Annotated in this window: 18 protein-coding genes; 7 read left to right on the forward strand and 11 right to left on the reverse strand. The window is 51.6% G+C overall.

Annotated features, from left to right (window positions below):
- The 5 genes from AAF564_09435 to AAF564_09455 form a co-directional block, all read right to left on the reverse strand.
- Positions 1–267: DEAD/DEAH box helicase family protein (locus AAF564_09435; GenBank protein MEM8485760.1), on the reverse strand; the 267-nt coding region annotated here is incomplete at its 3' end.
- A gap of 251 nt (positions 268–518) precedes the next feature.
- Complete coding sequence (locus tag AAF564_09440; protein MEM8485761.1) at positions 519–2,924, reverse strand: hypothetical protein; 2,406 nt, start codon at positions 2,922–2,924, stop codon at positions 519–521.
- Between the two features lie 131 nt (positions 2,925–3,055).
- A complete protein-coding gene (locus AAF564_09445) occupies positions 3,056–3,448 on the reverse strand; it encodes a hypothetical protein (protein MEM8485762.1) in 393 nt (130 codons plus the stop codon).
- A 138-nt stretch (positions 3,449–3,586) separates the two neighbouring features.
- The gene (locus AAF564_09450; GenBank protein ID MEM8485763.1) at positions 3,587–5,176 is read right to left on the reverse strand and encodes a T9SS type A sorting domain-containing protein; all 1,590 of its coding nucleotides are present in this window, start codon (positions 5,174–5,176) and stop codon (positions 3,587–3,589) included.
- 44 nt (positions 5,177–5,220) lie between these two features.
- Positions 5,221–6,435 (reverse strand): Xaa-Pro peptidase family protein, encoded by a 1,215-nt coding sequence (locus tag AAF564_09455; protein MEM8485764.1) that lies wholly within the window; start codon positions 6,433–6,435, stop codon positions 5,221–5,223.
- Positions 6,436–6,622: 187 nt separating this feature from the next.
- Between AAF564_09455 and AAF564_09460 the strand changes: the two genes are divergently transcribed.
- Both AAF564_09460 and AAF564_09465 read left to right on the forward strand, forming a co-directional pair.
- Positions 6,623–7,624 carry a glycoside hydrolase family 43 protein gene (locus AAF564_09460; protein ID MEM8485765.1) on the forward strand — a complete coding sequence of 334 codons (1,002 nt, stop codon included), beginning with the start codon at positions 6,623–6,625 and terminating at the stop codon, positions 7,622–7,624.
- Positions 7,603–8,229 (forward strand): hypothetical protein, encoded by a 627-nt coding sequence (locus AAF564_09465; protein ID MEM8485766.1) that lies wholly within the window; start codon positions 7,603–7,605, stop codon positions 8,227–8,229. Before AAF564_09460 ends, AAF564_09465 begins: the two co-directional genes overlap by 22 nt.
- 77 nt (positions 8,230–8,306) lie before the next feature.
- Here AAF564_09465 and xylA read toward each other — a convergent pair whose 3' ends face one another.
- Positions 8,307–9,626 carry a xylose isomerase gene (gene xylA, locus AAF564_09470; GenBank protein ID MEM8485767.1) on the reverse strand — a complete coding sequence of 440 codons (1,320 nt, stop codon included), beginning with the start codon at positions 9,624–9,626 and terminating at the stop codon, positions 8,307–8,309.
- Positions 9,627–9,756: 130 nt separating this feature from the next.
- The gene (locus AAF564_09475; GenBank protein ID MEM8485768.1) at positions 9,757–10,767 is read right to left on the reverse strand and encodes a LacI family DNA-binding transcriptional regulator; all 1,011 of its coding nucleotides are present in this window, start codon (positions 10,765–10,767) and stop codon (positions 9,757–9,759) included.
- Between the two features lie 174 nt (positions 10,768–10,941).
- Between AAF564_09475 and AAF564_09480 the strand changes: the two genes are divergently transcribed.
- Positions 10,942–11,808 carry a sugar phosphate isomerase/epimerase gene (locus AAF564_09480; protein ID MEM8485769.1) on the forward strand — a complete coding sequence of 289 codons (867 nt, stop codon included), beginning with the start codon at positions 10,942–10,944 and terminating at the stop codon, positions 11,806–11,808.
- A gap of 26 nt (positions 11,809–11,834) precedes the next feature.
- Here the strand turns inward: AAF564_09480 and AAF564_09485 are convergent, their stop codons facing one another.
- The 3 genes from AAF564_09485 to AAF564_09495 all read right to left on the reverse strand — a co-directional run bounded on the left by AAF564_09485 (position 11,835) and on the right by AAF564_09495 (position 15,578).
- On the reverse strand, positions 11,835–13,121 hold the full coding sequence (locus tag AAF564_09485) for a sialidase family protein (protein ID MEM8485770.1): 1,287 nt from the start codon (positions 13,119–13,121) through the stop codon (positions 11,835–11,837).
- Positions 13,122–13,186: 65 nt separating this feature from the next.
- The gene (locus AAF564_09490) at positions 13,187–14,893 is read right to left on the reverse strand and encodes a GMC family oxidoreductase (protein MEM8485771.1); all 1,707 of its coding nucleotides are present in this window, start codon (positions 14,891–14,893) and stop codon (positions 13,187–13,189) included.
- An 88-nt stretch (positions 14,894–14,981) separates the two neighbouring features.
- Complete coding sequence (locus tag AAF564_09495; GenBank protein ID MEM8485772.1) at positions 14,982–15,578, reverse strand: gluconate 2-dehydrogenase subunit 3 family protein; 597 nt, start codon at positions 15,576–15,578, stop codon at positions 14,982–14,984.
- A gap of 281 nt (positions 15,579–15,859) precedes the next feature.
- On the opposite strand from AAF564_09495, the gene AAF564_09500 reads away from it, so the two are divergent.
- The 3 genes from AAF564_09500 (at position 15,860) to AAF564_09510 (ending at position 20,001) form a co-directional block, all read left to right on the forward strand.
- Positions 15,860–16,252 (forward strand): BlaI/MecI/CopY family transcriptional regulator, encoded by a 393-nt coding sequence (locus AAF564_09500; protein MEM8485773.1) that lies wholly within the window; start codon positions 15,860–15,862, stop codon positions 16,250–16,252.
- A gap of 2 nt (positions 16,253–16,254) precedes the next feature.
- A complete protein-coding gene (locus tag AAF564_09505) occupies positions 16,255–18,717 on the forward strand; it encodes a M56 family metallopeptidase (GenBank protein ID MEM8485774.1) in 2,463 nt (820 codons plus the stop codon).
- Between the two features lie 75 nt (positions 18,718–18,792).
- Positions 18,793–20,001, forward strand: a complete 1,209-nt coding sequence (locus AAF564_09510) for a hypothetical protein (protein ID MEM8485775.1) — start codon at positions 18,793–18,795, stop codon at positions 19,999–20,001.
- 66 nt (positions 20,002–20,067) lie between these two features.
- On the opposite strand, the gene AAF564_09515 is transcribed toward AAF564_09510, so the two are convergent.
- On the reverse strand, positions 20,068–20,781 hold the full coding sequence (locus AAF564_09515) for a hypothetical protein (GenBank protein ID MEM8485776.1): 714 nt from the start codon (positions 20,779–20,781) through the stop codon (positions 20,068–20,070).
- A gap of 458 nt (positions 20,782–21,239) precedes the next feature.
- On the opposite strand from AAF564_09515, the gene AAF564_09520 reads away from it, so the two are divergent.
- On the forward strand, positions 21,240–21,509 hold the full coding sequence (locus tag AAF564_09520; GenBank protein ID MEM8485777.1) for a hypothetical protein: 270 nt from the start codon (positions 21,240–21,242) through the stop codon (positions 21,507–21,509).
- Positions 21,510–21,548: the final 39 nt, after the last annotated feature.

A 21,548-nucleotide genomic window follows, 5' to 3' on the forward strand; every position in this document is an offset into this window, starting at 1 on the left:
GAACAGGCCGGCCCTGAATTCTTCTTTATCTCGACGCCAGTCAAGTTCGTATTGTCGCGACAACGTCAGACGGGGTACATAACTTACCGCGCCATCAATATAACCGAGACGTGCCAGTTCATTACAGATAATCTGGCTGGCCAGGGTTTTCCCGTAACCGGGACAAAGAATAAGGGTGATTGACTTGGTGCCTTTGATACAGAGCTGGACGGCTTTCTCCACCGCCACTTGCTGCTCCTTACGCAAACTCTTCACTTCCGATTTCACGCCAGTACTCGCTGCAGGTAAAGCTTTTAGTTACAAATGTTTTAGGTAAGCTTTGTAGCCAGTTCCGATGGGACAACTGGCTGGAGTTGTGGTGTGGGGTTCTAATGCACAAGATGCTAACTTGCTCCCGAAAATGGGTTAAAAGTTTTAAGGTTTAATGTTTAAGGTTTTGCTGGTGAAAACAGGGTGGTAGTCATGCTGTCTTGAGGTACTTTTAAAATGGCGCCGGCTAGCCTGAGCTGCTCATTGTGCTAAGCTTCAATTGTCGGGGCAAGCATCTCCAATCCAAATAGAAAATCAGGGAGTACATGCCAGGTGCCATCAATTTTTTTGCATCGTGCATAACCGATGTCCTTGTTTTCGCCTGAGATGAACGCCATTTGTTCACCCTCAAGAGAAACCTCAAACTGCACCATGGCAGACTGGGGCAGGAGGGCAAGTGATTTTACAAACAGGATGTCAATCGTATCTGATTCTTGATTGTCCCATTGCCAGATGCGGTATGTGGCGGCTGCATCTGCTGGGGCAATGGCCTGCGGTGCTGCAAAAGGGGCATCTGCACCTGCGCGAAAAAGACCTACCGTAGTAAAGGTCTCCCGTGGTTTGCCCTCGCAAGTAAAGCGCTTGATCTGCGACCGGGTACGAAATCTTTCCTCAACTTCTGCTTCCTCAATCAGAATGCGTTCTCCTGTATCGTCGTGCTCTACACAATCGAAATACAAATGGCATCCGGGTGCGTTTGGGACATGCCACGAGTGCCAGCCGGCTGCCGTCTGGCTATAGTCATTTGAACCTACGTGGTAACGCATGTTCAAGCCGGGCATGGTGCCTTTTTCAACCGTGTTTTTTACCTGGTTGATGTCGATCAGGTAGGGATAGGTTTCATCTGCAATAAAGAGTACCGTTCGCGCGTACTGCCCTGTTGTTTTGTCTTTGAGATTGCCTGGTGAAAGTATGCCGCCCAGCCAATGCAAGCGGGTTTGGCCTTTCATAATGGAAACAGACTCTGTTGATGCTGGGTCGAAATAGAGGAAGTCAACAGGGGTGTGCTGAACCTGTTTTGTGAGTCGGTCTGGCGACTTCATGCCACTGTCACCTTTTGCGTAAGCCATGACATTGTGATCGGTGTACCGATTCCATGAGCTGTTTTTCGTGATAAAGCCCCGATCGTAGCCGGCGTCCATGATCAGGGATTGTTCATCTACATAATAAAGCAGTTGCAACTGGTCGGGCTGCTCGTGTCCCTCGCCGCGGGCAATAGACTCAATGTCAGGTTCGCCGTGGATGCAAACAAAATGCGTTTTTCCATTAATAGTACGCCTTAGAATGAGCTGTTCTTCGTGGCGCTCAATGATGTTGCGGTTGCCAATGATAGCAGCTGGTGGTGCGGTTGCCACTGCTTTTGGCATGGCAAGATACTGCAGGAGTACGTCGTTGTTAATTGTTTTCCAATCGGTGGGAACGCCGTCTTTCGCTGACGAAACACGTTGGAAAATCCAATTCATTTTCTCGCCAAGAAGCGGTATGCCATAGTCCTCGTTCCATGCCATAAGGTGCGCGTTGAACATGGGGCGACGGTTGCCATCATCAAAAGGCGGCGTTTCGCCGGCGTGGGTCGTGATGTCTGCCAGCCAGGAAATGGGCTCGGTAAACCAGGGCGCATAAAAGGGGTCGTCGATATCAACCTCATGATCAGAAGACGTGAGGTAGCCGTTTGCACGAACTGCGTGCCACAACGGCAATACATCCTGTAGGGTAAAGTGCAAGTAGTAGGGTCCCTCTGCCCAGGTGCGTTGGCTGTCGCTTAGTGCGCCTCCCACTTCGCGGGTAGACATGTACGTCCAGTATCGCCGTTTGTCGTTTTTGTCACCCGGGCTGGCGCGTCGAAGCCCACGCCCAAACCAGACAAAAAGCTGCCGGGCTTCTGCTTCGTTTTTGTACTGCGTACCCAGACAAGCATAGGCTTCTGCCGCCCACATTTTAAGTGACCAGTTGCCAGATATCAGTGCGCCGATGCCAATGTTTGAGTCGACCACTTCCAATACCTGGCTGATGCCCAGGATGTGCCGGTCAAGCAGGGCTTCTTTTTCAGTTTCTGTCAAAAGGAGGTCTTCTGGTAGACCATAGTGTGCATATGCATTTTCCAGTGCCAGATAAAGATCTATCCCACGGGCCATGTTACACAATGAGGTAGTCCATTTTACGCGATCGGGTCCTGAGAGCATCTCATTTGCGTAGAGCGGATGCAAACGCTTTTCAGTGAGCAGCGAGGCCCGCAGCATTTCCATCGCATAGGCGTGGGAAGGTTGTTGGACGTCGGGTAGCGTTTGTCCATTTTGCTCAAGGACCAGGGTAAGCAGTGCAATAAAGGCGCGGCCTTGCAGTAACTGGCTGTTGTGGTTTACAACCTGGGTTTTTGCATCCGAAACGGGCGCATCTTTGTCTTTTGGGTGCCGGGTGGCTTTTTCGATCAACGTACTAATAATGGCGTTTTCGCGAGATGTCGGATCGAGCGCGCGTTCAATGATTTGTTTGAGGCCATAGCCGTGTATGTTGTTTTCTTGGTTATCAAAGCCAACAATACTCAAGGCGGGCCGGTGACGGGCAAATGGGTCAGTGAAAAAACGGGAGTTGCGGGTGTCCGGTGGTAGGTTCATGGTACAGCTGGTCGGTCAACAGGGTAAAGTGCAGGCAGATGGTGCTAAAAGGAAATTGTCCTGCGGTTTTAAATCAAGGGACTAACACATTATCCTTGCAGATCAGCAAGTTTGCTGGATCGTTGATGCGGTTAGTTTCGTGTTTTGAGCCCAAACAGCCTGCGCAACGAAAACTTGCGTTTTGAGACGGAAGGTGGTGCTTCCGTTGGGGGTGATGGGGTGTTTTGCGCCGACACTGTTTTGCCTGTATCAGCGGTTTGTTTAGACCGTGAATCAGCAGATTCAAGTGTCGCGTTCTCACCCGCTACAGTATTATCCCGGACCGGTTTTGCATCAGGTACCTGTTTGACCAATGGGGTTGGGCCGGCCACGACGGGCACATTTATGTCATCACCCAGGATCAATTCTGGGTTGGGCAGCGCATCCTTGGAGACCGTGCCGGCACCGGCAAGGAAGTCATCCAACTCTTCTTCGGAGAGGTCAGTTTTCGGGTCCTTGGAGCCCGGGGGACTGGATTCAGCCATCTGTGGTGATATAGTAGGGAGCAGTAGAGGGTCTACAGCTAAAGGTAGGCGCTTCATTCATTAAAAAAATTGCCCCTAGATAAAGAATTGGCTAATCGAACCGTAATAATTCGTTAACCAGTACACCCCTTAACATATTTAGGGGTGATGGCTAACAGATAGGAGGCGGGTCGCATTTGGTGTTTGTACGTGTACAAAGTAAACACCGGCCGGCCAATCTGTTGGGGTCAGGTTAAAGCTGTGTGGCTGATTCCCCGAGAGTCTGCCGTTGTGTACCACGTGCATCAACCGGCCAAGGCTATCAAATATTTTGATGTTGACGTCTGTTGTCTGCGGGAGTTTGATGTCAAACGTTGTAGCTGTATGGAATGGGTTGGGATATGCGGACGACAATTCAAACGCATCCGGGAGCTGTTCACTGCTTTCATTGGATACAGATTGCGAAGTCACGGGTAACGCATAGGCGGCAATTATGGGTGGATTGTTGAACTCACCTTGTTGTGTATCGGCTGCGCGGAGTGCCATGTACAAGGTCCCGGTATCAAAATCAACAGTAGCGCCGCTGATGGCCGGCGTTGGTCCCTGTATCGGCGTTGGGAACGAACCGTAAGCGTAGGGTCGAAGCGCATGTGGAGGCACAAAGCCATCACGAACGTCAACCATATCGTCGACGTCCCATAACCAATAATATTGGGCGTAGTCGTTCACATCGGGGGCACAAAAGCCATCACACAAGGTCCCATCGGTTTGCGTACACTTGTAGCATACCCCGCTCTGGTGTCCTCCGGTGTACCCAATGGTCATATACGTACTGGTCCCTGGTACAATGAATCCATAGACAGCACGTGAGAGATGGGTCCAGATGTCGTTGTTACGTTGTTCGTTGTACAGATCGGCATGCAGCGGGTGGTCCAGCGGGAAATCCATCAACTGGATCGTTTCAAATGTCCCTGGCAGGGTGCTGCTGCCTACAATCTGGTAGGGATCAAAAACAAAAGCAGAAGGACCCACACTGGCCCGCCCAATGATGGGAATTCCGCTTGCGTGACCCGTCAGGAAGCTGCCGCCAAGCTGAGTTTGCCATGCTGCGGGTATCGGAGACATCCAACCAGAAACATGCGCTGCATCCGGGTATAGGCTGAAAAAGCCTTCGATGTCAGAGGTCGCCAGGTTGTCGGCATCGCGAATAACGAGGGTAGAATGCGAGTTATCCGCTGGCGCATCATAGTACTCATACCCGTTGATCAACAACTCGCGGCCAGAAGGTGTATCGATGCAGACCATGCCGCCGATCCTGTCGAGCGCTTGCGGGTTACTCACCCGGGCTAGAATCGCGGTAAACGCCTGCATGGGCGCATCGGCAATCAGCAAGTCCGTGATGGCTGACGCGTTAATGAGTTCGGGGATTGCAAATTCTGCCAGGGCCTGGTGGTGGCTGTGGCCAACAACAAAAAGCGTGTGCCGGCTCGCATTGTAGGCAATGGGGCCTTCAGCGTAGTTCATAGATGACGCCCCAAAGGTACCCGCCGGTAGCCTAAACGCACCCAGGTAATCGAGCTCTGAGATTTCCATTCTTGGCAATGGGGTTGTGCCCTGGCCAAGAAGCGGTTGTGCATTGCCTGATAGAAAGAGAAATCCTAAAACCAGGACCAGCTTTGAGATGGACGTGTAGCCAGTGGTTTTAATCTCAGTATGTTTTGTAGGCCTAAGCGCGGCTTGCGTCATCATCTGGTACCGGGGTTGTTGTGCGGTCTCCGAAAATAACCAATTTCTTACGCATTTGAGAAGGGGGCCTCCAGGCTGGGCATGGGCTGGGTGAACCAGCGGGGTCCTGTTTTGGTCATATAGAAATGGTCTTCGTGTCGAATACCAAATGCGCCCGGTACACAAATCATGGGTTCAACGCTTAGCACCATACCCTTTTGTAGTGGTGTCTGATCACTGCGTACCAGGTAGGGATGTTCATGGATCTCAAGGCCGGTACCGTGACCGGTACGATGGGGGAGGCCGGGCAATTTATAGTCGGGGCCGAGTCCGGCGGCTTCCAGCGCACGGCGGGCAGCATCATCGACAGAAGCGCAGGTTGCGCCAGGTTGTGCGGCATCAAAAGCCGCCAGTTGGGCCGCTTTTTCGAGCTGCCAGATTTCTCGCTGGCGGGCAGTAGGTGTGCCATATACATAAGTCCGCGTGATGTCGGATATATAGCCGTGCAATTGACAGCCGGTGTCAACCAGTACCACATCGTTGTTTTGCAGCGGCTGCGGGGCAGGTACGCCGTGTGGGTATTGTGTGTCTTCCCCAAACAGTACGGTGCAAAAGTAGGAGCCGGCTGCTATGCCAGAACGGATATGGGCTTCATTAATAAAGTCGATTACCGTTTTAGCGGCAATGCCCGGATGCATGATACGGGCGGCTGCCTTCTGGACGGCCAGCGTAATGTCTTTTGCGCGTTGAATGAGGGCAATCTCGGCTTCAGACTTACACATTCGGCAGCCGGCTGTCACGGGCGTTGCATCCACCAGTTCGTAAGACGGGTTTGTTGCGCGAAGCGACTCAGAAATGAAGAAAGGCACAGACTCATCTACCGCAATTCGTCCGTCTGGAATGCCGGCATCTTTGAGCATTGCACCGAGCAACTGGGCAGGACTTTCGTGCTCTTCCCAGCATTGGAGGGGGGCATCAACCTTCATGAAACTCTTGATGGTTCCGGCTTCAAACGCAGGGCCGATGTACTGTAATTGTCCGCTGGCTGTGAGCAGCGCGCCAACCATGCGCTCCGAAGGCTTCCATTTCATCCCTGTGAAATAGAGGAGGTTAGCGCCGGCGTGCAGGTAGATTGCGGCGAGATCATTTGCTTGCAAGAGCGCTGTTGCTTGCTCTAATCGCGTTTTGTGTTCTGCGCCCTGAATGGGCACCATATCAGCGGTGCGGTTCTGAAATGATGCGAGTACTGTTTGCAGGTCTGATCCACCGATGCCACGTGTCATAAGCTGGAAAAAGGTTCGTAGTTGGCAAAGCGATTGTGAAATAACGGGGCCGGCGCAATTTGCACATAAACTTGCGCATCTTCAAGTGCTGCGCATAGGCTGATTCTGTATTATAACCCTGGAAATACGCAGCAGTATAGTCGAGTACTGGTACGCGAATCAGAACAATTCTTGTTGCAGCATAACAATGGCTACCATTAAGAATCCGATTTTAAAGGGATTTAATCCAGATCCCTCTATTGTACGCGTTGAAGATGATTATTACATCGCCACTTCTACTTTCGAGTGGTTTCCCGGTGTGCAGCTTCATCATTCGAAAGATCTTGTTAACTGGCGGCTATTGGGCCGGCCTTTAGATCGGGTATCACAACTCGATTTGAGCGGCATACCCGATTCTTGCGGCGTATGGGCGCCCTGCCTTTCTTACTATAATGGGACGTTTTACCTCGTGTACTCCAATGTAAAGTCGTTTGATGGACGCTGGAAAGACACGCCCAATTATCTTGTTACAGCGACCAATATAAACGGCCCCTGGTCTGAACCGATATACTTGAATTCGATTGGATTTGATGGATCGCTGTTTCATGATTCTGACGGCAGGAAATGGTACCTCAGTATGCGCATTGATCATCGGCAGAAGGACTTTTTCGGCGGGATCGTCATGCAAGCGTATGATGCCGCTGCCGGCGCACTTGTTGGAGAAGTTTTTACCCTCACGCAAGGGACGGACCTTGGGTCGACTGAGGGGCCACATCTCTATAAAAAAGATGGATTCTATTACCTGTTGCTAGCTGAGGGAGGGACGGAATACGGCCATGCAGTAACCATCATGCGCGCCCGCGAGATCACTGGGCCCTACACACCACACCCTGAAAATCCACTGTTGACCGCTCGAAATAATGCTTCGCTGCCTTTGCAGAAGGCCGGCCATGGCGATTTTGTTGAAACACAGGAAGGGGATTGGTATATCGCCTTTCTTGTTGGGCGGCCGCTGACCGAACGAGGGAAATGTATACTCGGGAGAGAAACTGCCATAGAACGCGTAGTCTGGCGAGACGGGTGGCCTTTTTTGGCGGCAGGAAATGAGCCTCGAGAACAAGTACCTGTGCCGACCTTGTTTGATACACCTCCAGTTGAAACAGCGGGGGGTATATTGCTGATCGTGTATTGTTTGACAAGCCCTCGTTAGACCTTCATTTTCAAACGCTTCGAATTCCTGCGACAGAAGATTGGTGCTCCCTTCAGAAGCGTCCCGGCTGTCTACGGCTCACAGGACGGGCATCTCTTGCTTCACTACACGCGCAGAGTATGGTCGCGCGTCGGGTGCAAAGCTATCATGTTGACGTTGCCACTGAACTGGCCTTTGCGCCAGATACATTCCAACAGATGGCCGGCCTGGTTTTTTACTACAACACAGGGCATTACCATTATCTCCACATCACAGGTGATGATACAGGGCAGCATAAATACTTGTCGATAGCTTCAAGCGATAATTTTGAACTGACTGTGCTAGAAACTCCGGTGGAGATAAGGGGCGCCGAAAAGGTAAAGCTGCGGGCAGTTTTAAGCCGAGAGGAGTTGCAGTTTTACTACAGCCTGGGCGATTCTGCCTACCATCCTGTAGGTGGAGTACTGGATGCTAGTATTTTGTCAGATGATCACGTACGGGAGGGGAGTGCTCGATACCGAGCGGCTTTTACGGGGTGCTTTGTCGGACTTTGCTGTCAGGATTTGGCTTACAATCAAATGCCGGCCGATTTTTTCTGGTTTGAATACCGCGAACTAGACAAATAAGTAGTTGAAGTTCAACTTACTTTTAATGAGATGCATCAACAGGCAGGCGTAGCGAACTACGCCTGCCTGTTGCTCGATTAGATATACTGGTTGAGAATGTTTTCGTAGAGCTCCTGCCGGCCGCTTGTCATGGCAGGCTCTCCGTTTGCTGTTGCCAATTTATGCAGATCCTCCAACGACAGGGTTCCTGATTCAAAGGCCTTGCCGTTGCCTGCATCGAAGCTGGCATACCGGTCTGCCCGCATGCCTTCCACAGGTGATTCCTGTATGATCGCGTCTGCAATGAGCAAGGCGCGTGCAAAAATATCCATACCGCCAATGTGGGCGTAGAACAGGTCGATCAGATCTGTTGAGTTGCGTCGGGTTTTAGCATCAAAATTGACTCCGCCGCCTTGCATACCGCCGGCACGGAGAAATACCAGCATGGCTTCCGTCAGGTCATAGATGTTGTTCGGAAACTGGTCTGTATCCCATCCATTCTGATGATCGCCCCGGTTGGCATCGATGCTACCCAGCATGCCGGCAGCAGCCGCCACCTGCAATTCGTGTTGGAAGGTGTGTCCGGATAGCGTGGCGTGGTTCACTTCGACATTAAGCTTGAAGTCTTTCTCCAGGCCGTAATTGAGCAAGAAGCCAATGACCGTTGCTGAGTCGTAGTCATACTGGTGCTTGCTTGGCTCACAGGGTTTGGGCTCAATAAAAAAGGTCCCTTTGAATCCCTGGCTGCGCGCGTAGTCTTTTGCTATGTGGAGGAAGCGGGCCAGATGGTCTTGTTCGCGTTTCAGGTCTGTATTGAGTAACGACATGTAACCTTCCCGGCCGCCCCAGAAGACGTAGTTTTCTCCATTGAGTTTGAGCGTGGCATCCAGCGCCTGTTTGACCTGGCCGGCAGCATAGCTCAGTACATTGAAGTCGGGATTGGTTGCAGCACCGTTCATGTAGCGTGGATTGCTAAAGAGATTAGCAGTGCCCCACAACACTTTGATACGGCTATCCTTCATGTGCTGGAGCGCATGGTCGGTAATGGCTTGCAGTCTTTGTTCAGATTCTGCCAGGTTGGCCCCTTCATCTACCAGGTCATAATCGTGAAAGCAGTAGTATTCGAGGCCAAGTTTGGACATGAATTCAAAAGCTGCATCCATTTTGTGTTTAGCGCGACTCACCGCATCCGCATCGGCGTCCCAGGGGAATGTTATTGTGCCGGGGCCAAACGGATCGCCGCCTACATTGCAGAATGAATGCCAGTACGCGCACGCAAACTTGAAATGTTCGCGCAGCGTTTTTCCAGCAACTTTACGGTTGGGATCATAATACCTGAAAGCCAATGGGTTGGTGGATTTTGGGCCTTCAAATGGGATTTTACTGATATCGGGGAAATACTGTTGGGGTGAGGGCATAGCGCTACTGGCAGTTAAGTTGTCGGCAAGGGTAGTAAATAATATTATTTATAATAATTATTTACACGTTTTATGTAAAAAAATTGCAATTTGGAAAAAGGGCGATTTTCTAAGACGTGTTGGATGGGTGCTAGGAAGATTCTCGAATAGAAAGAGAAACAGGTACGACGCTGACAAGGCCCTGGTGGTCTGTGCCTGTGCTCCGAATTTTTTCGCCAATCATATTTAGCGCATTTTGACCCAGTTGCGTGTAATTGGTGGTCACCGAAGAGATAGAAGGGAAGTGGTAGTCGCAAATGGGCAAGTCATCATACCCAACCAGTGCAACGGTTTCAGGTATTTTTACGCCGGCCCGCCGTGCAGCCTCCATAAATCCGAGGCACATGATGTCGTTGATGAGGAAAATAGCCCGAGGCTTCTGTTCAAGCTGGCTGTATTGTTTATACGCTTCCTGACCAGATTCAAAGGTGTAATTGCCTTCAAATTGCCAGATCAGGTTCATGTCTGAGTGGTGCTGGATGTAGTCGGTATAGCCGCTTTTGCGGAGCAGAGATTCGTTGCGGCGCGTATCACCAATGACAACACCCAGGTCTTTGTAGCCGCGCGCATGAAAGTGCTTGGCAACAAGGTTGCCACCCCGATACGAATCAAATGAAACGGTATCCATGACCGGGTGGAAAATGGTGGCTGCGGAGATCACGATGAAGTGCCGGGGGAGCTTGGCGAGAATTGCCCGGTAATCAGCTTCATTGAGCATCGGGAGGAAGAGAATGGCAGCGTCGTAGCTTTTGCCGGCCAACTCATGCAACAGATCGATCAGCATTTCGACATCTGGTGCCGCGTCGATAAGCGTTAACTGTGTGTTGTTTTGCCTGGCAGCCCTGCTGAACCCATCAAAAAAGGAAGAATAGAATTCGCCTATGTGCGTCGAGGCTATTAGCGCAACAAACAGGCTGCTGTTTCTTTTCCTTGCTGCATCAAAAACGGACGAGGAATAAATGGGGTAATTCAGGCTTTGTGCGGCCTCTATAATCATCTCCACATTTTGCGAGTTACGCTTGGCTTTGCCGCGCAATACCCTAGAAACGGTAGAGACAGACAAGCCGGTGGTGTCAGCTATGTCCTTTAAGGTGGGTTTCATATATACTTGGTAGGTAGCTCCCTATTGATCTACTCAAACTAAGAAAAATTCTTAAGTAAAAGATAGTCTACCCTAAAACATGTGATAATAAGTGTGGCGGCGGCGTATATTTTTGTCTTCCTGCGTCGCTAAAAAACTGCTGAATTACATGGCCACAAACGCAAGCGCTAGAACATGAAGCTTGGCATCAATACGTTCCTTTTTTGCTCGCCTTTTGCGAACCCAAACCTGTCTCTTTTACCCGTTTTTGCTGAATGGGGCTTTGACTGTGCTGAGATTGCAATAGAAGATCCCGGACTTGTTGACGGTGATACGATCAACGGTGCTTTTAAACGAAGTGGCCTATCACACCTGATTACCTGTGGTGCCTATGGCCCCGGACGAGATTTGCGGGGGAGCCAGGCAGATCAGGAGGCTGCGGTGTCTTACACAACACGGGTCCTTGATATGATGCCGGCCTACGGCTCAACCCTGTACTGTGGTCCGCTTTACTCTGCTGTTGGCCGAGCCGAGGCGTATACCGAATCAGAGAAAGCATTGCAACGTGAGCTGGTTGCCTTGCATCTATACAAACTGGCCAGTTATGCAGCCGACCGCGATATTACGATCGCGATGGAAGTACTCAATCGTTTTGAAACAGACTTCCTGAATACGGCTGCACAAGCCGTTGAAATGGTTGAACAGGTTAATCACCCGAATTTGGGCATCCACCTCGATACGTTCCACATGAACATGGAAGAACGCAGCTTTACAGAAGCAATTCATACAGCCGGAAAACATCTTGCGCACCTGCATGCAAGCGCCAACCACCGTGGTGCGCCCGGGCAGGGTACCATTCCCTGGGAAGCTGTTCGGGATGCGCTGACTGAAATTGGTTATGCCGGCGATGTGGTCATCGAGTCATTTTCTACGCGAATCGAAACCATCGCCCGCGCCTGCTGCGTCTGGCGCGACCCCGGAGATCCGGAAACCATCGCACGAGAAGGCCTTGCGTACCTTCGGGAGGTTTTTGAATATCGAACACCGAACAAGCAACGCTGAATGTCGAAGGGAAATCCAATCACTCCTCACTCCTCAGCCAACCGATCCAACTCTTCAGCCGTAAACCGCACGCTCAAAATGTATGGCGCTTCGTCTGGTGTCCAGTGGCCGTAGGTGGTGGCTACCACGGTGCCATCTGGCAAGAGCTCAAGCGCGGGATAGGCGCAATCTGATCCTCGATGGTTGTCTTTCAATCGAACGCGATACTGGCCTTCATTGCCGGAAACCAGGTCTTCATACGTGCCAACCCAGCCTACCCAATCGCCGGCAGTAGGACTCACTGGACCCGCCTGCTCATACAGTATGTTTTCATCACAATCGGGGCACTGGCTTTTGAGTTGCCTGAATCTGGATACCCCCGGTGCATTATCGCGGAAAGAAATGAAGAGCCGGCCATCTGGCAGGTAAAGGGCTTGATGGCGGTCACCCGTTAAAGCGTTCGGGAGTTGGCGCGGGGTGGTCCAGGTTTTCCCTTCATCGTTCGAAAACATAATGTGGCTATTCATGCGTCGCGAGTTTTCGCGTAGCAAAATGGCGAGTTGTTTGCCGTCGGGCGATCGCACAATGCCCGGCTCGCAAAGGTGAATCACGCGCGATTCAAACATGGCTTCAGGATGGCTCCAGGTGAGGCCGCCGTCGTACGAGAAGGTTTTGAATAAGGTGAAGTTTGCAAGGTTGTTGGTAGAGCGCGCAGGTTCGCTGGCGCCGCGGCCCTGGTGGGTAAAGAAGCGGCCATCGTCGTGAAAGAGGGCCATGTAATGTCCTTTGCCCGTGCGCAATGGCACAAGGTCACCCATCACAACAATGCCACCCCAGTCGCCCACGATGTTAAGCTCCGACCACTGCTCACCCATGTCTTCTGAAACAGCCATCCGTGCAGGGTAGAGGCCGGAGAACATGATGAGGCGGTTGTTGCCGGCAGCGTCTTCAACAGGATGTAGTGTTGGCACCTCGAGGGAAGAAGCCCAACTGGCCGGCACAGGGAGTCGCTCACTCCAGGTCATGCCGCCATCATTACTCCGTTTCATCACAATGCCACCACGCCCGTGGCCCTTTGGATATACGGCGTACATGGTTTTACCGTCTTCAAGCAACACGGTAGTGGGGTGCCCTAGGTACTGGCCGGCTTCCCGGTCAACCACAACCTGCCGGTGCGTATCACCATCCAGGTCGATTAAGGGCAGGCTGTAGTAGTTGGTGGAAAAGCCGGCGAGATCGATACCGCCATTTGATACAGCTTGTGCTTGCGCTTGCGGGATAAGCAGCACGATAAGAAGTATGCTAGCTACTGTGCTAGCTACACGATTGGTCATGAGCGTGGGGGATAGGCGGCTGGTACCAAAGCATAATACCGGCCACCGTCCCGCAACGCAAGTTGTTATAGTTCGCCGCGCTTCATGGATTCGACTGCATAGTCGCAAGCGCGGGCAGTGAGGGCCATATAGGTAATGGAAGGGTTCTGACACGCAGACGAGGTCATGCAGGCACCGTCGGTGACAAACAGGTTCGGGACATCGTGCGCCTGATTCCATCCATTTAGCACAGAGTCTTTCGGATCGCGTCCCATACGCGCCGTACCCATTTCGTGGATGGCATCGCCCGGTACCGTCCGACTAATGGCATCGTAGGTTGAGATATCCGTTGCGCCGGCAGCTTCTAACATTTCACCCGCAGAATCTTTCATGTCTTTCCGCATCGCCAATTCATTTTCGCCGAACGCCGCGCTCACATGCAGAAGCGGAATACCCCATTGATCCGTTTTTTCGCTGTCGAGGTATACATGGTTATCATAATTTGGCAGCATCTCACCAAATGCATTGATGGACATACGCCATGGTCCCGGCGTGCGCAATTTTTCTTTGAGCTCAGCGCCCATGCCCAATTCGCTGCTACCGCGCCCCCAGCCAATTCTGCTTGCCCCGCCGCCATAATGGAAGCCGCGGATGTAATCATCACGGTCTGTATCACCGCCAACATTTCTGAACCTTGGGATGTACGTAGGAGCCGGCCGGTTGCCAATGTAGTACTTGTCTTCCATGCCAGGTAAAATTCCTGAACCGCCGACACGGAAATGGTGATCCATCAAATAGTGGCCCAGGGTACCGCTCGAGTTGGCAAGACCATCAGGGAAGCGTGGGCTCTTGGAATTCAACAAGATCTGTGTGCTGCCTAATGCTGAGGCGCACAGGAAGACTACTTTACTGTAGAATTCGATCATCTCTTTTGAATGATGATCTATGACGCGGACACCAACAGCGCGGTCCGTTTGTTCGTCAAAAATAACGCTATGCACAACACTGTCGGGACGCAGTGTCAGGTTGCCTGTTGCCTGTGCTGCCGGCAACGTTGTGCTTTGGGTGCTGAAGTAAGAACCCGTCAAGCACCCACGCGGACAGTTGCCGCAATAGTGACAGGCAGGCCGTCCGTTTAAGGCTTCTGTCAGAATGGCCATTGGGAAGATGGTCATTGTGCGACCGGGAAAACTGTCCTCAATACACTTGCGGAAGTATTTCTCACCGGCATTCAACTCCATGGGTTTTTGAAAAACGCCGTCTTTGATCGCCCGGCTTTTCATCGGCTCACCGTTTACCCCGATGAAACGTTCTACATAGTCGTACCAGGGCGCAATGTCGTCATAGCGGATGGGCCAGTCGATTCCCATGCCATCTTTTGCCGGCGCTTCAAAATCCATTGGACTCCAGCGCGGCACTCCGCGGCCCCAGATCAGCGAACGCCCACCTACCTGGTCGCCGCGTACCCAGATAAAGGGTTTGTCTTCTACGTAAGGCTGCTCTGAATCTTTTACGTGGAAATGTTTGGTTGCTTCGCTGATTGCCCCGCTTCGGTACTGGACTGGGTAGACGTTTTCTATCTCGTCTGGTGTCATCCGGCCGCGGTTTGGGAGTTCCCAGACACGCTTGCTCTGCGTGGGATAGTCGCCGTGTTCTTGTGCACGGCCCCGTTCGAGTAACAGCGTTTTTAATCCTTTTTCGGTCAGTTCTTTGGCAGCCCAGCCGCCGGAGACGCCAGAGCCTACTACAATAGCGTCGTACGTTTCTTTCTTGATAATGGAGAAGCCCTTCATGCTGCAATAAGGTTATCGGTGAGATTTCTGGCCGGGCTGTATCCGGCACACTGATCGTTGGGGTGGTGGTTGGCCTACGTTCGCTTCGTCAGGACCAGGCGCGTCCAATTTCTTCAAACGGAACGTCACCGCGGTATTGGCCGCTCGGGTTGACAGACAGTTCTTGCGTAGCGCCAACTTCCGACGTGTAAAAGCCGGAGACCGTAAGTATTTTCAGCCGGCGGAAAAAGGCCTTGCTGTTTTCAACGCCTGCCTGTGCATGGGCGGCGCGTTCGTTGTCACTTTTTTCTTCCTCGTCAAGGAATGCAGCACGATCGAGCGTATTCAACAAGGCAAACTGCTGACCATGGTCACACTTTATAAAGCCTTTTCCATATTGCTCTTCAGCCCATGCATCCACGCTGGCAAGCCCATCCAGAAAAGCCTTTTGTTCTTCAGCATCATAAAATGTTGTCAGCATGGCATCGATGTAAGCGCCAACCTGCGCGGTTTTTGCGCCCGGCGTGTCCGTTTCCGGGATGATATGCTCGCTCATCACTTCCAACACATTGAACTGCGATGATGACAAGGTTTTTAGTGGGCCATCGGTGGGTTGGCAGCCACTCAGGATGCCGGCCATCGTTGGGCCGGTAATCGCAACGCCGACAACGGCGGAGATTCGTTTCACGGCAGCTCTTCTATCCATAGCTCGCTCGGTGTGATTGGTAGTTGACGGAGGAATTAATTGGTGGTGGCCTAAGATACTATCTCGGGCAGGTTATTGGCAATACAGTAACCAGGAAGGCAAAAATATTCGCCGGGTAAACCGCCTTTTTAGCCTTGCTTGGACTGATTTAGCGACCGGTTAAAATTAATGCTAGAAAAATAGCATTTTTTCTTGACATGCCTGCATCTTTCCTTTATGTTTACCCGTAGGTGCTAGTATTCTAGCATTTACAACAGGCATCTTTAACCTGGAACGTAACGATGAAAGACAAAAACTCTCCCATGGATCTGGGGGCCCGTGAGCGTCAAATCATGACCTTTATTTACCGTAAGGGGGCAGCGACAGCTGCTGAGGTCATGGAAGGCATTGCAAATCCGCCCAGCTATTCCGGCGTCCGGGCCATGTTGCGCATCCTGGAGGAGAAGGGACACCTCAAGCATCACAAAGAAGGGGCGCGGTATGTGTATTCGCCGACCATTACGTCTGCTGAGGCCGGCCGTTCTGCGATTGATTATATGATCCAGGCTTTTTTTAGCGGCTCTGCTGAACGGGCCGTAGCTGCATTGCTCGATCACAAAGGGGATGAGCTTTCGGAAACCGATCTCAACCGCCTCTCTTCCATGATTGAACGCGCCAAACAACAGGAGGACTAACCATGCAAGCACTACTTGAATCTACATTATTATCGGCCAACATGAGCCCCTGGATTGCCAATCTGATGCTCCTGTTTTTCAAAGGTGTATTGGTACTTTCTGCAACATGGATTATTGCTTACGCTTTGCGGGGCAGTGCTGCTGCTGTGCGCTATACTGTATGGTGCGCCGGCCTCTTGAGCCTGATGCTGCTCCCGGTCCTTTCCAGCGTGCTTCCGGCATGGCACCTCGATTACCTTGCTGACCTATCTGTTGAAGAAATCGACAGGGCTGTGACTACAACACCGCCGGCTGATGCTATCCCAATGCCCTCCGTCACAGAAGAGGCCTTGCCTCCTGATGTTGATTCATCAGACGAAGAAGCTTTGTTGCCACCCACGCAATCCGCTACACCTGATGGGGCAGATACGTCTTGGGCTGCCAGCCTTTCAGCCTACTTTAAAGGGCTGAATTTTCACTGGACAACGTGGGCATTTGTGATCTGGTTGTTGGGCGTTTTTGTAGCCCTGACGCGGCTTGCTCTGGCACACGCCGGCGCTACGCTCCTCGTCCGTAAATCGGAACTCGTACACGACGAAGACTGGCAATTGCTGGCAGAGCGGGTAACGAAGCGCCTGGGTATTGAAGGGTATGTGCGCCTGCGCAAAAGTGCCTGGACTGCCGTGCCGATGAGTGTTGGTATTCTGCGGCCTGTTGTCGTTTTACCTGAAAATGCCAATGAATGGGATGAAGCGCAGCGCCGCACCGTAATGTACCACGAGATGGCCCATGTGAAGCGACGCGATTGCCTTTTACATCTGTTGACACAAATTACCTGTGCGCTCTACTGGTTCAATCCGCTGGTCTGGGTTGCTGCCCGACAGTTGATGATTGAGCGTGAAAGAGCCTGCGATGATCTGGTACTGGAAGCCGGCGTGGAAGCTGCCAGTTATGCTGAAACATTGCTCCAGACTGCCCGGCAGATAAAAAGTGCTGAGTGGTCGAACCTCGCTACCCTTTCCATGGCCCGTCAGTCTCAACTTGAAGGCCGCCTACTTTCGATACTAGATCCTATGCGTAGAAGAAACTTAAACAAAGCCAGCCTTGTGCTCTCTGTATTTATGGTTGCCTGTATTGTACTGCCATTGGCGGTAATGCAGCCGGCAACTGCCCAACGGGTATCCGATATTCCCCAGTCAATTGCCAGTGCGCCGGCTGTAGCGCCTGTATTACCGGGAATTACCAGCGCAGCACCTGTATTTGCGCCAACACCAAACCGTTTGGCTTCTCCCGTACCAGTAATTGTCCCAACAAACCCTGCCGCAGCTCCTGTGGCGACGTTGCCTGACAGGTATCCTGCCAGTCCTGCACCAGTAATGCTGCCGGGACCAATTGCCACCTTTCCCGGGAAAATCAGTGAATCCGATATGTTAATGTCTGATGTGATGATTGACTCACTGTCAATCGACCAGATCATTCAGTTGCGTAAATACGGGATTGATGCTGATTTCATCACAGAACTGAAGGAGCTTGGATATACCGAGCTATCGTATTCAACCCTGGTTCGCCTTGGGAAGTATGGTGCAAGAGCCTCGTACATCAGAAAGATGCGCGACGCCGGCTATACAACCCAGAGCCTGGATGCGTACGCAGAAATGAGCAAGTATGGCGTGAATCCTGATTATGTTGCGATGATCAATGAGCTGGGATACACAGGCCTATCCGCTGATGAACTGACTAGACTCTCTAAATATGGCGTTGATCTTGAGCTTGTTGAAATGCTTGACGCGTATGGGTATGACAACCTTGACGTAGACGACCTCGTGAATGCCCGGAAGTATGGTGTGCAGCCTGATCTAATCGAAGCGTTGGGCAAATATGATTACAAAAACCTCGACCTTGACGATCTGATTCGAGCCAGTAAGTACGGCGTCAATGCACGGACACTCGATTGGATGAATGAAAACGGTTATGGTGACGCAAGCCTGAATGATGTCATAGATGCCTCGAAATATGGCGTGCGCCCTGATCTGGCGTCAGATCTAAAAGAAGCCGGGTATGATCTTTCACTGGATGAATTGATTCAGGCAAGCAAATATGGTGTAAGTGGTAGCCTGGTTAAATCGCTTAATAGCTACGGCTATGAGAACCTGACGGCTGATGAGCTGATCAGTGCGAGCAAGTACGGCGTGCAAGATCGTGTGATGGAATCGTTGATCAAATACGGCTACCGCGACTTATCGTTGAATGAAGTGATTTCGCTATCGAAGTACGGCGTAGACAACCGATATCTGCAGGAAATGAGCGAGTTAGGTATGGACCTTGACGCTGATGACCTGATTCGAATGCGCAAATACGGTGTGGATGCCCGGTACATTAAAGAACTCAAAGCCGCCGGCATCGACGAAATCTCTGTCGAAAAGTTGATCGATATGCGCAAGCATGGTGTAGATGCCGACTTCATCAAGTCTCTCAAAGACAACTAACGTACAAACACGTTAGGCTGCAGTGTACCCTGTCGGAAGATGTACATGCTGCAACACACAAACCTGACTGGTTCAATGAAAAGAACATTATACGCCCTTGCAACCCTTTTACTGATGGGTGGGGCAACAACACAATACCTGGCAAATGCTGCGTCTAATGAAGCAGATACACAGCCGGCCCAATCGACCCGCTCAGCGGACATCACGGGTACCTGGATTGCTGAATTCCAGGAGCACAAGTGGCGCGGCGTTTCTGAAACGCTTTGGATTACCATGCGTGCCAACACGAAACGCGACCGTCACGGCTTTAATTTCACCATTCCGCTCAAGGACCTTGATGGTTTGGCTATTTCTCGCGGGCACAACGGGAAATCGAGCGTTGCGTTTCAACTGCCGCGCGAAGCTGGCGTGTTTGCCTTCGATGGCCAGTTTGTGGATGACGCTGGCTCAGGGACGTTCGATTTTACGATAAGCGAAACGTATGTCCGCGACATGGGCCGGCTTGGGTACAAGTCGCTCGGACAAGACAAGTTGCTCCAATTGGCGATCCACGACGTGACGACCAGCTTCGTTAAAGAACTCGACAAACTCGGATTTGCCGATCTGAGTTACGATGATCTGCTGGCCTCTGCCATTCACGGATTGACGCCGGAATATATCCGCGATATTCGCCGGTTTGGATACAAAGATATTACCCATGATGAGTTTATCGCGATGCGCATTCATGGCGTCACCGTCGAGTATATCGAAGAAATGGCTGCCCTTGGGTTTAGCGACCTGCCTTATGATGAACTATTGGCTGCACGTATCCATGGCGTATCTACCGATTTTGTTGGGGAATTTCAGGAGATCGGTTTCAACCTGAAATCGCTCGACAAGCTTGTTGAGTTGCGTATCCATGGTGTGAGCCCGGCCTACGTACAATCATTTGTAGATGCCGGCTATGACAATGCACCGCTGAAGGAATACGTGCAGATGCGTATTCATGGCGTGAGCGAGCAGTTTGTTGAGACAATGGGGAAACTGGGATATGACAACGTATCGATGGACAAGCTGGTCGAGATGAAAATCCACGGTGTGACCAGTTCGTACGTTTCCGAACTGGCAGATCTGGGCTATAAAAATATTCCGGTCAACAAGCTCGTTGAGATGCGCATTCATGGTGTAAGCGCGTCATTCGTACGCGAAGTAAAAGAAGCCGGCTACACCCCGCGCGTGAACAAGCTTATTGAAATGCGTATCCACGGCGTGAGTCCACGCATGTTGAAGGCAACCAAAGGATAGGCTGTATTCAGCACCTGAATACAAATAAGGCCGGCTACCATAGCCGGCCTTATTAATTTTCAGCACCTAGCGGAAAAAGAAACGGGCAAGTAGTACCAGATCCGGCGAGCCGTCATCGACACCAATTCCGAATGCCGGCCTGAGTCGATTGCCGCCGTTTAGCCGGTAGTCCGCGCCAAACGTTAGCAGTGCACTGTCCATGTCTGTCAGAAAGTTGAGTTCTGCAAGAAATTGCAGATCAGGATCTGTTTGCCAGACGAGGCCGCCGGCAAGGCGCAGGGAATAGTCGTAATCATCACCCTGTTCGAGGAATTCGATGCCAAACACACCCGTAATGGCAAGGGTAGGGTTTGTGGCATGACGGAGTGCCCCAAACACCCTGACATCAACGTCCCCCTGTCCAACGTCTTCATCACCTACAGGAAGGGTGAGTCCACCGCCCACGGATATGTCCGTGTTGTTATCTGACGAAATCAGGTACCGGCCCGTAACGCCTATGTCTGAGAGGCCGTTGAGATTGTCACCAAATTCCCGATCCACCGAGATATAAACAAGATCGACGCCCAGTTCAAAAGCCCGGCCAAGCCGAAATCCCAACTGCGCGCCGACATCAAGCACATTGGCGCCGTCGAAGTCGGCATAGTTCAGGCCGGCATCCCCATAAAAGCCGCCAACATGTGAGCCGTCTCTGAAAAAATTTTGAAATGTTCTTGCATCAGGTTGCGCTTCTGCTGTCAATGCAAAACTAAGCAGGATACCGCAATAAAGCAGTCTTTGCATAATTCGAATTATTCCCATTGATGGAAGTGGACTCGCAAGATACGGTAGGTGTGGTAAAGAAGGGGTCCTTTTCTGCAGGATACCTCCATAACCGGGCCATTTTGCGATGCCTTTCTGCTATGGTTCGAATATGAGGAGCTAATCTGCTAAATTGAGTTAATTGACCACCAAACCAGCGCTGGCCCCAGTGATGGCGCCAACCTCGGCGGCCTTGATGGTGTGCAGACCTGCACTACCAGAAACTGGGTGTTGCGGCAGGGCAGGGGCATCGCGACTGGAAGGCTTACCTTAACACCGTTGCTATGGGAGACTAAGTCGGCGTTGACGCACGCGACCGCATTGGCTCCGGACCCTGGTATAACGCGAAAGGCGTTGAAGTTGCCAGCAGCGTTGCCAACCTCCACAGGGATAATAATAACCTGACCAAAGCCACTGTACTTACGGAAATAGGCGATGAAATGAATGGCCGGGGAGATGACCCCAACCGGCATGACATCCTTACAGGCGCTGAGCTTGATGGTACAGCGTTCGACGGGGAAGGAGACAGCACGTGTTCAAACTGGATGATTAACGGCGAAGGAAGCGCGCTGGTAGGACATCACGACCGCACAGGCGGTGGCGATAATCCCACTTCGTGGCATTCAGCCCACGGCTCCCGTGGATGCAGCCAGCAAAACCTGCAAGACACAGGGGGCGATGGCCTTTTCTATTGTTTTGCTGCGGACTGATATGGGTCTGCATACGAATCAACAGCTTTGTTGATATCG

This window comes from Bacteroidota bacterium, assembly GCA_039111535.1.
Lineage (GTDB): Bacteria > Bacteroidota > Rhodothermia > Rhodothermales > JAHQVL01 > JBCCIM01.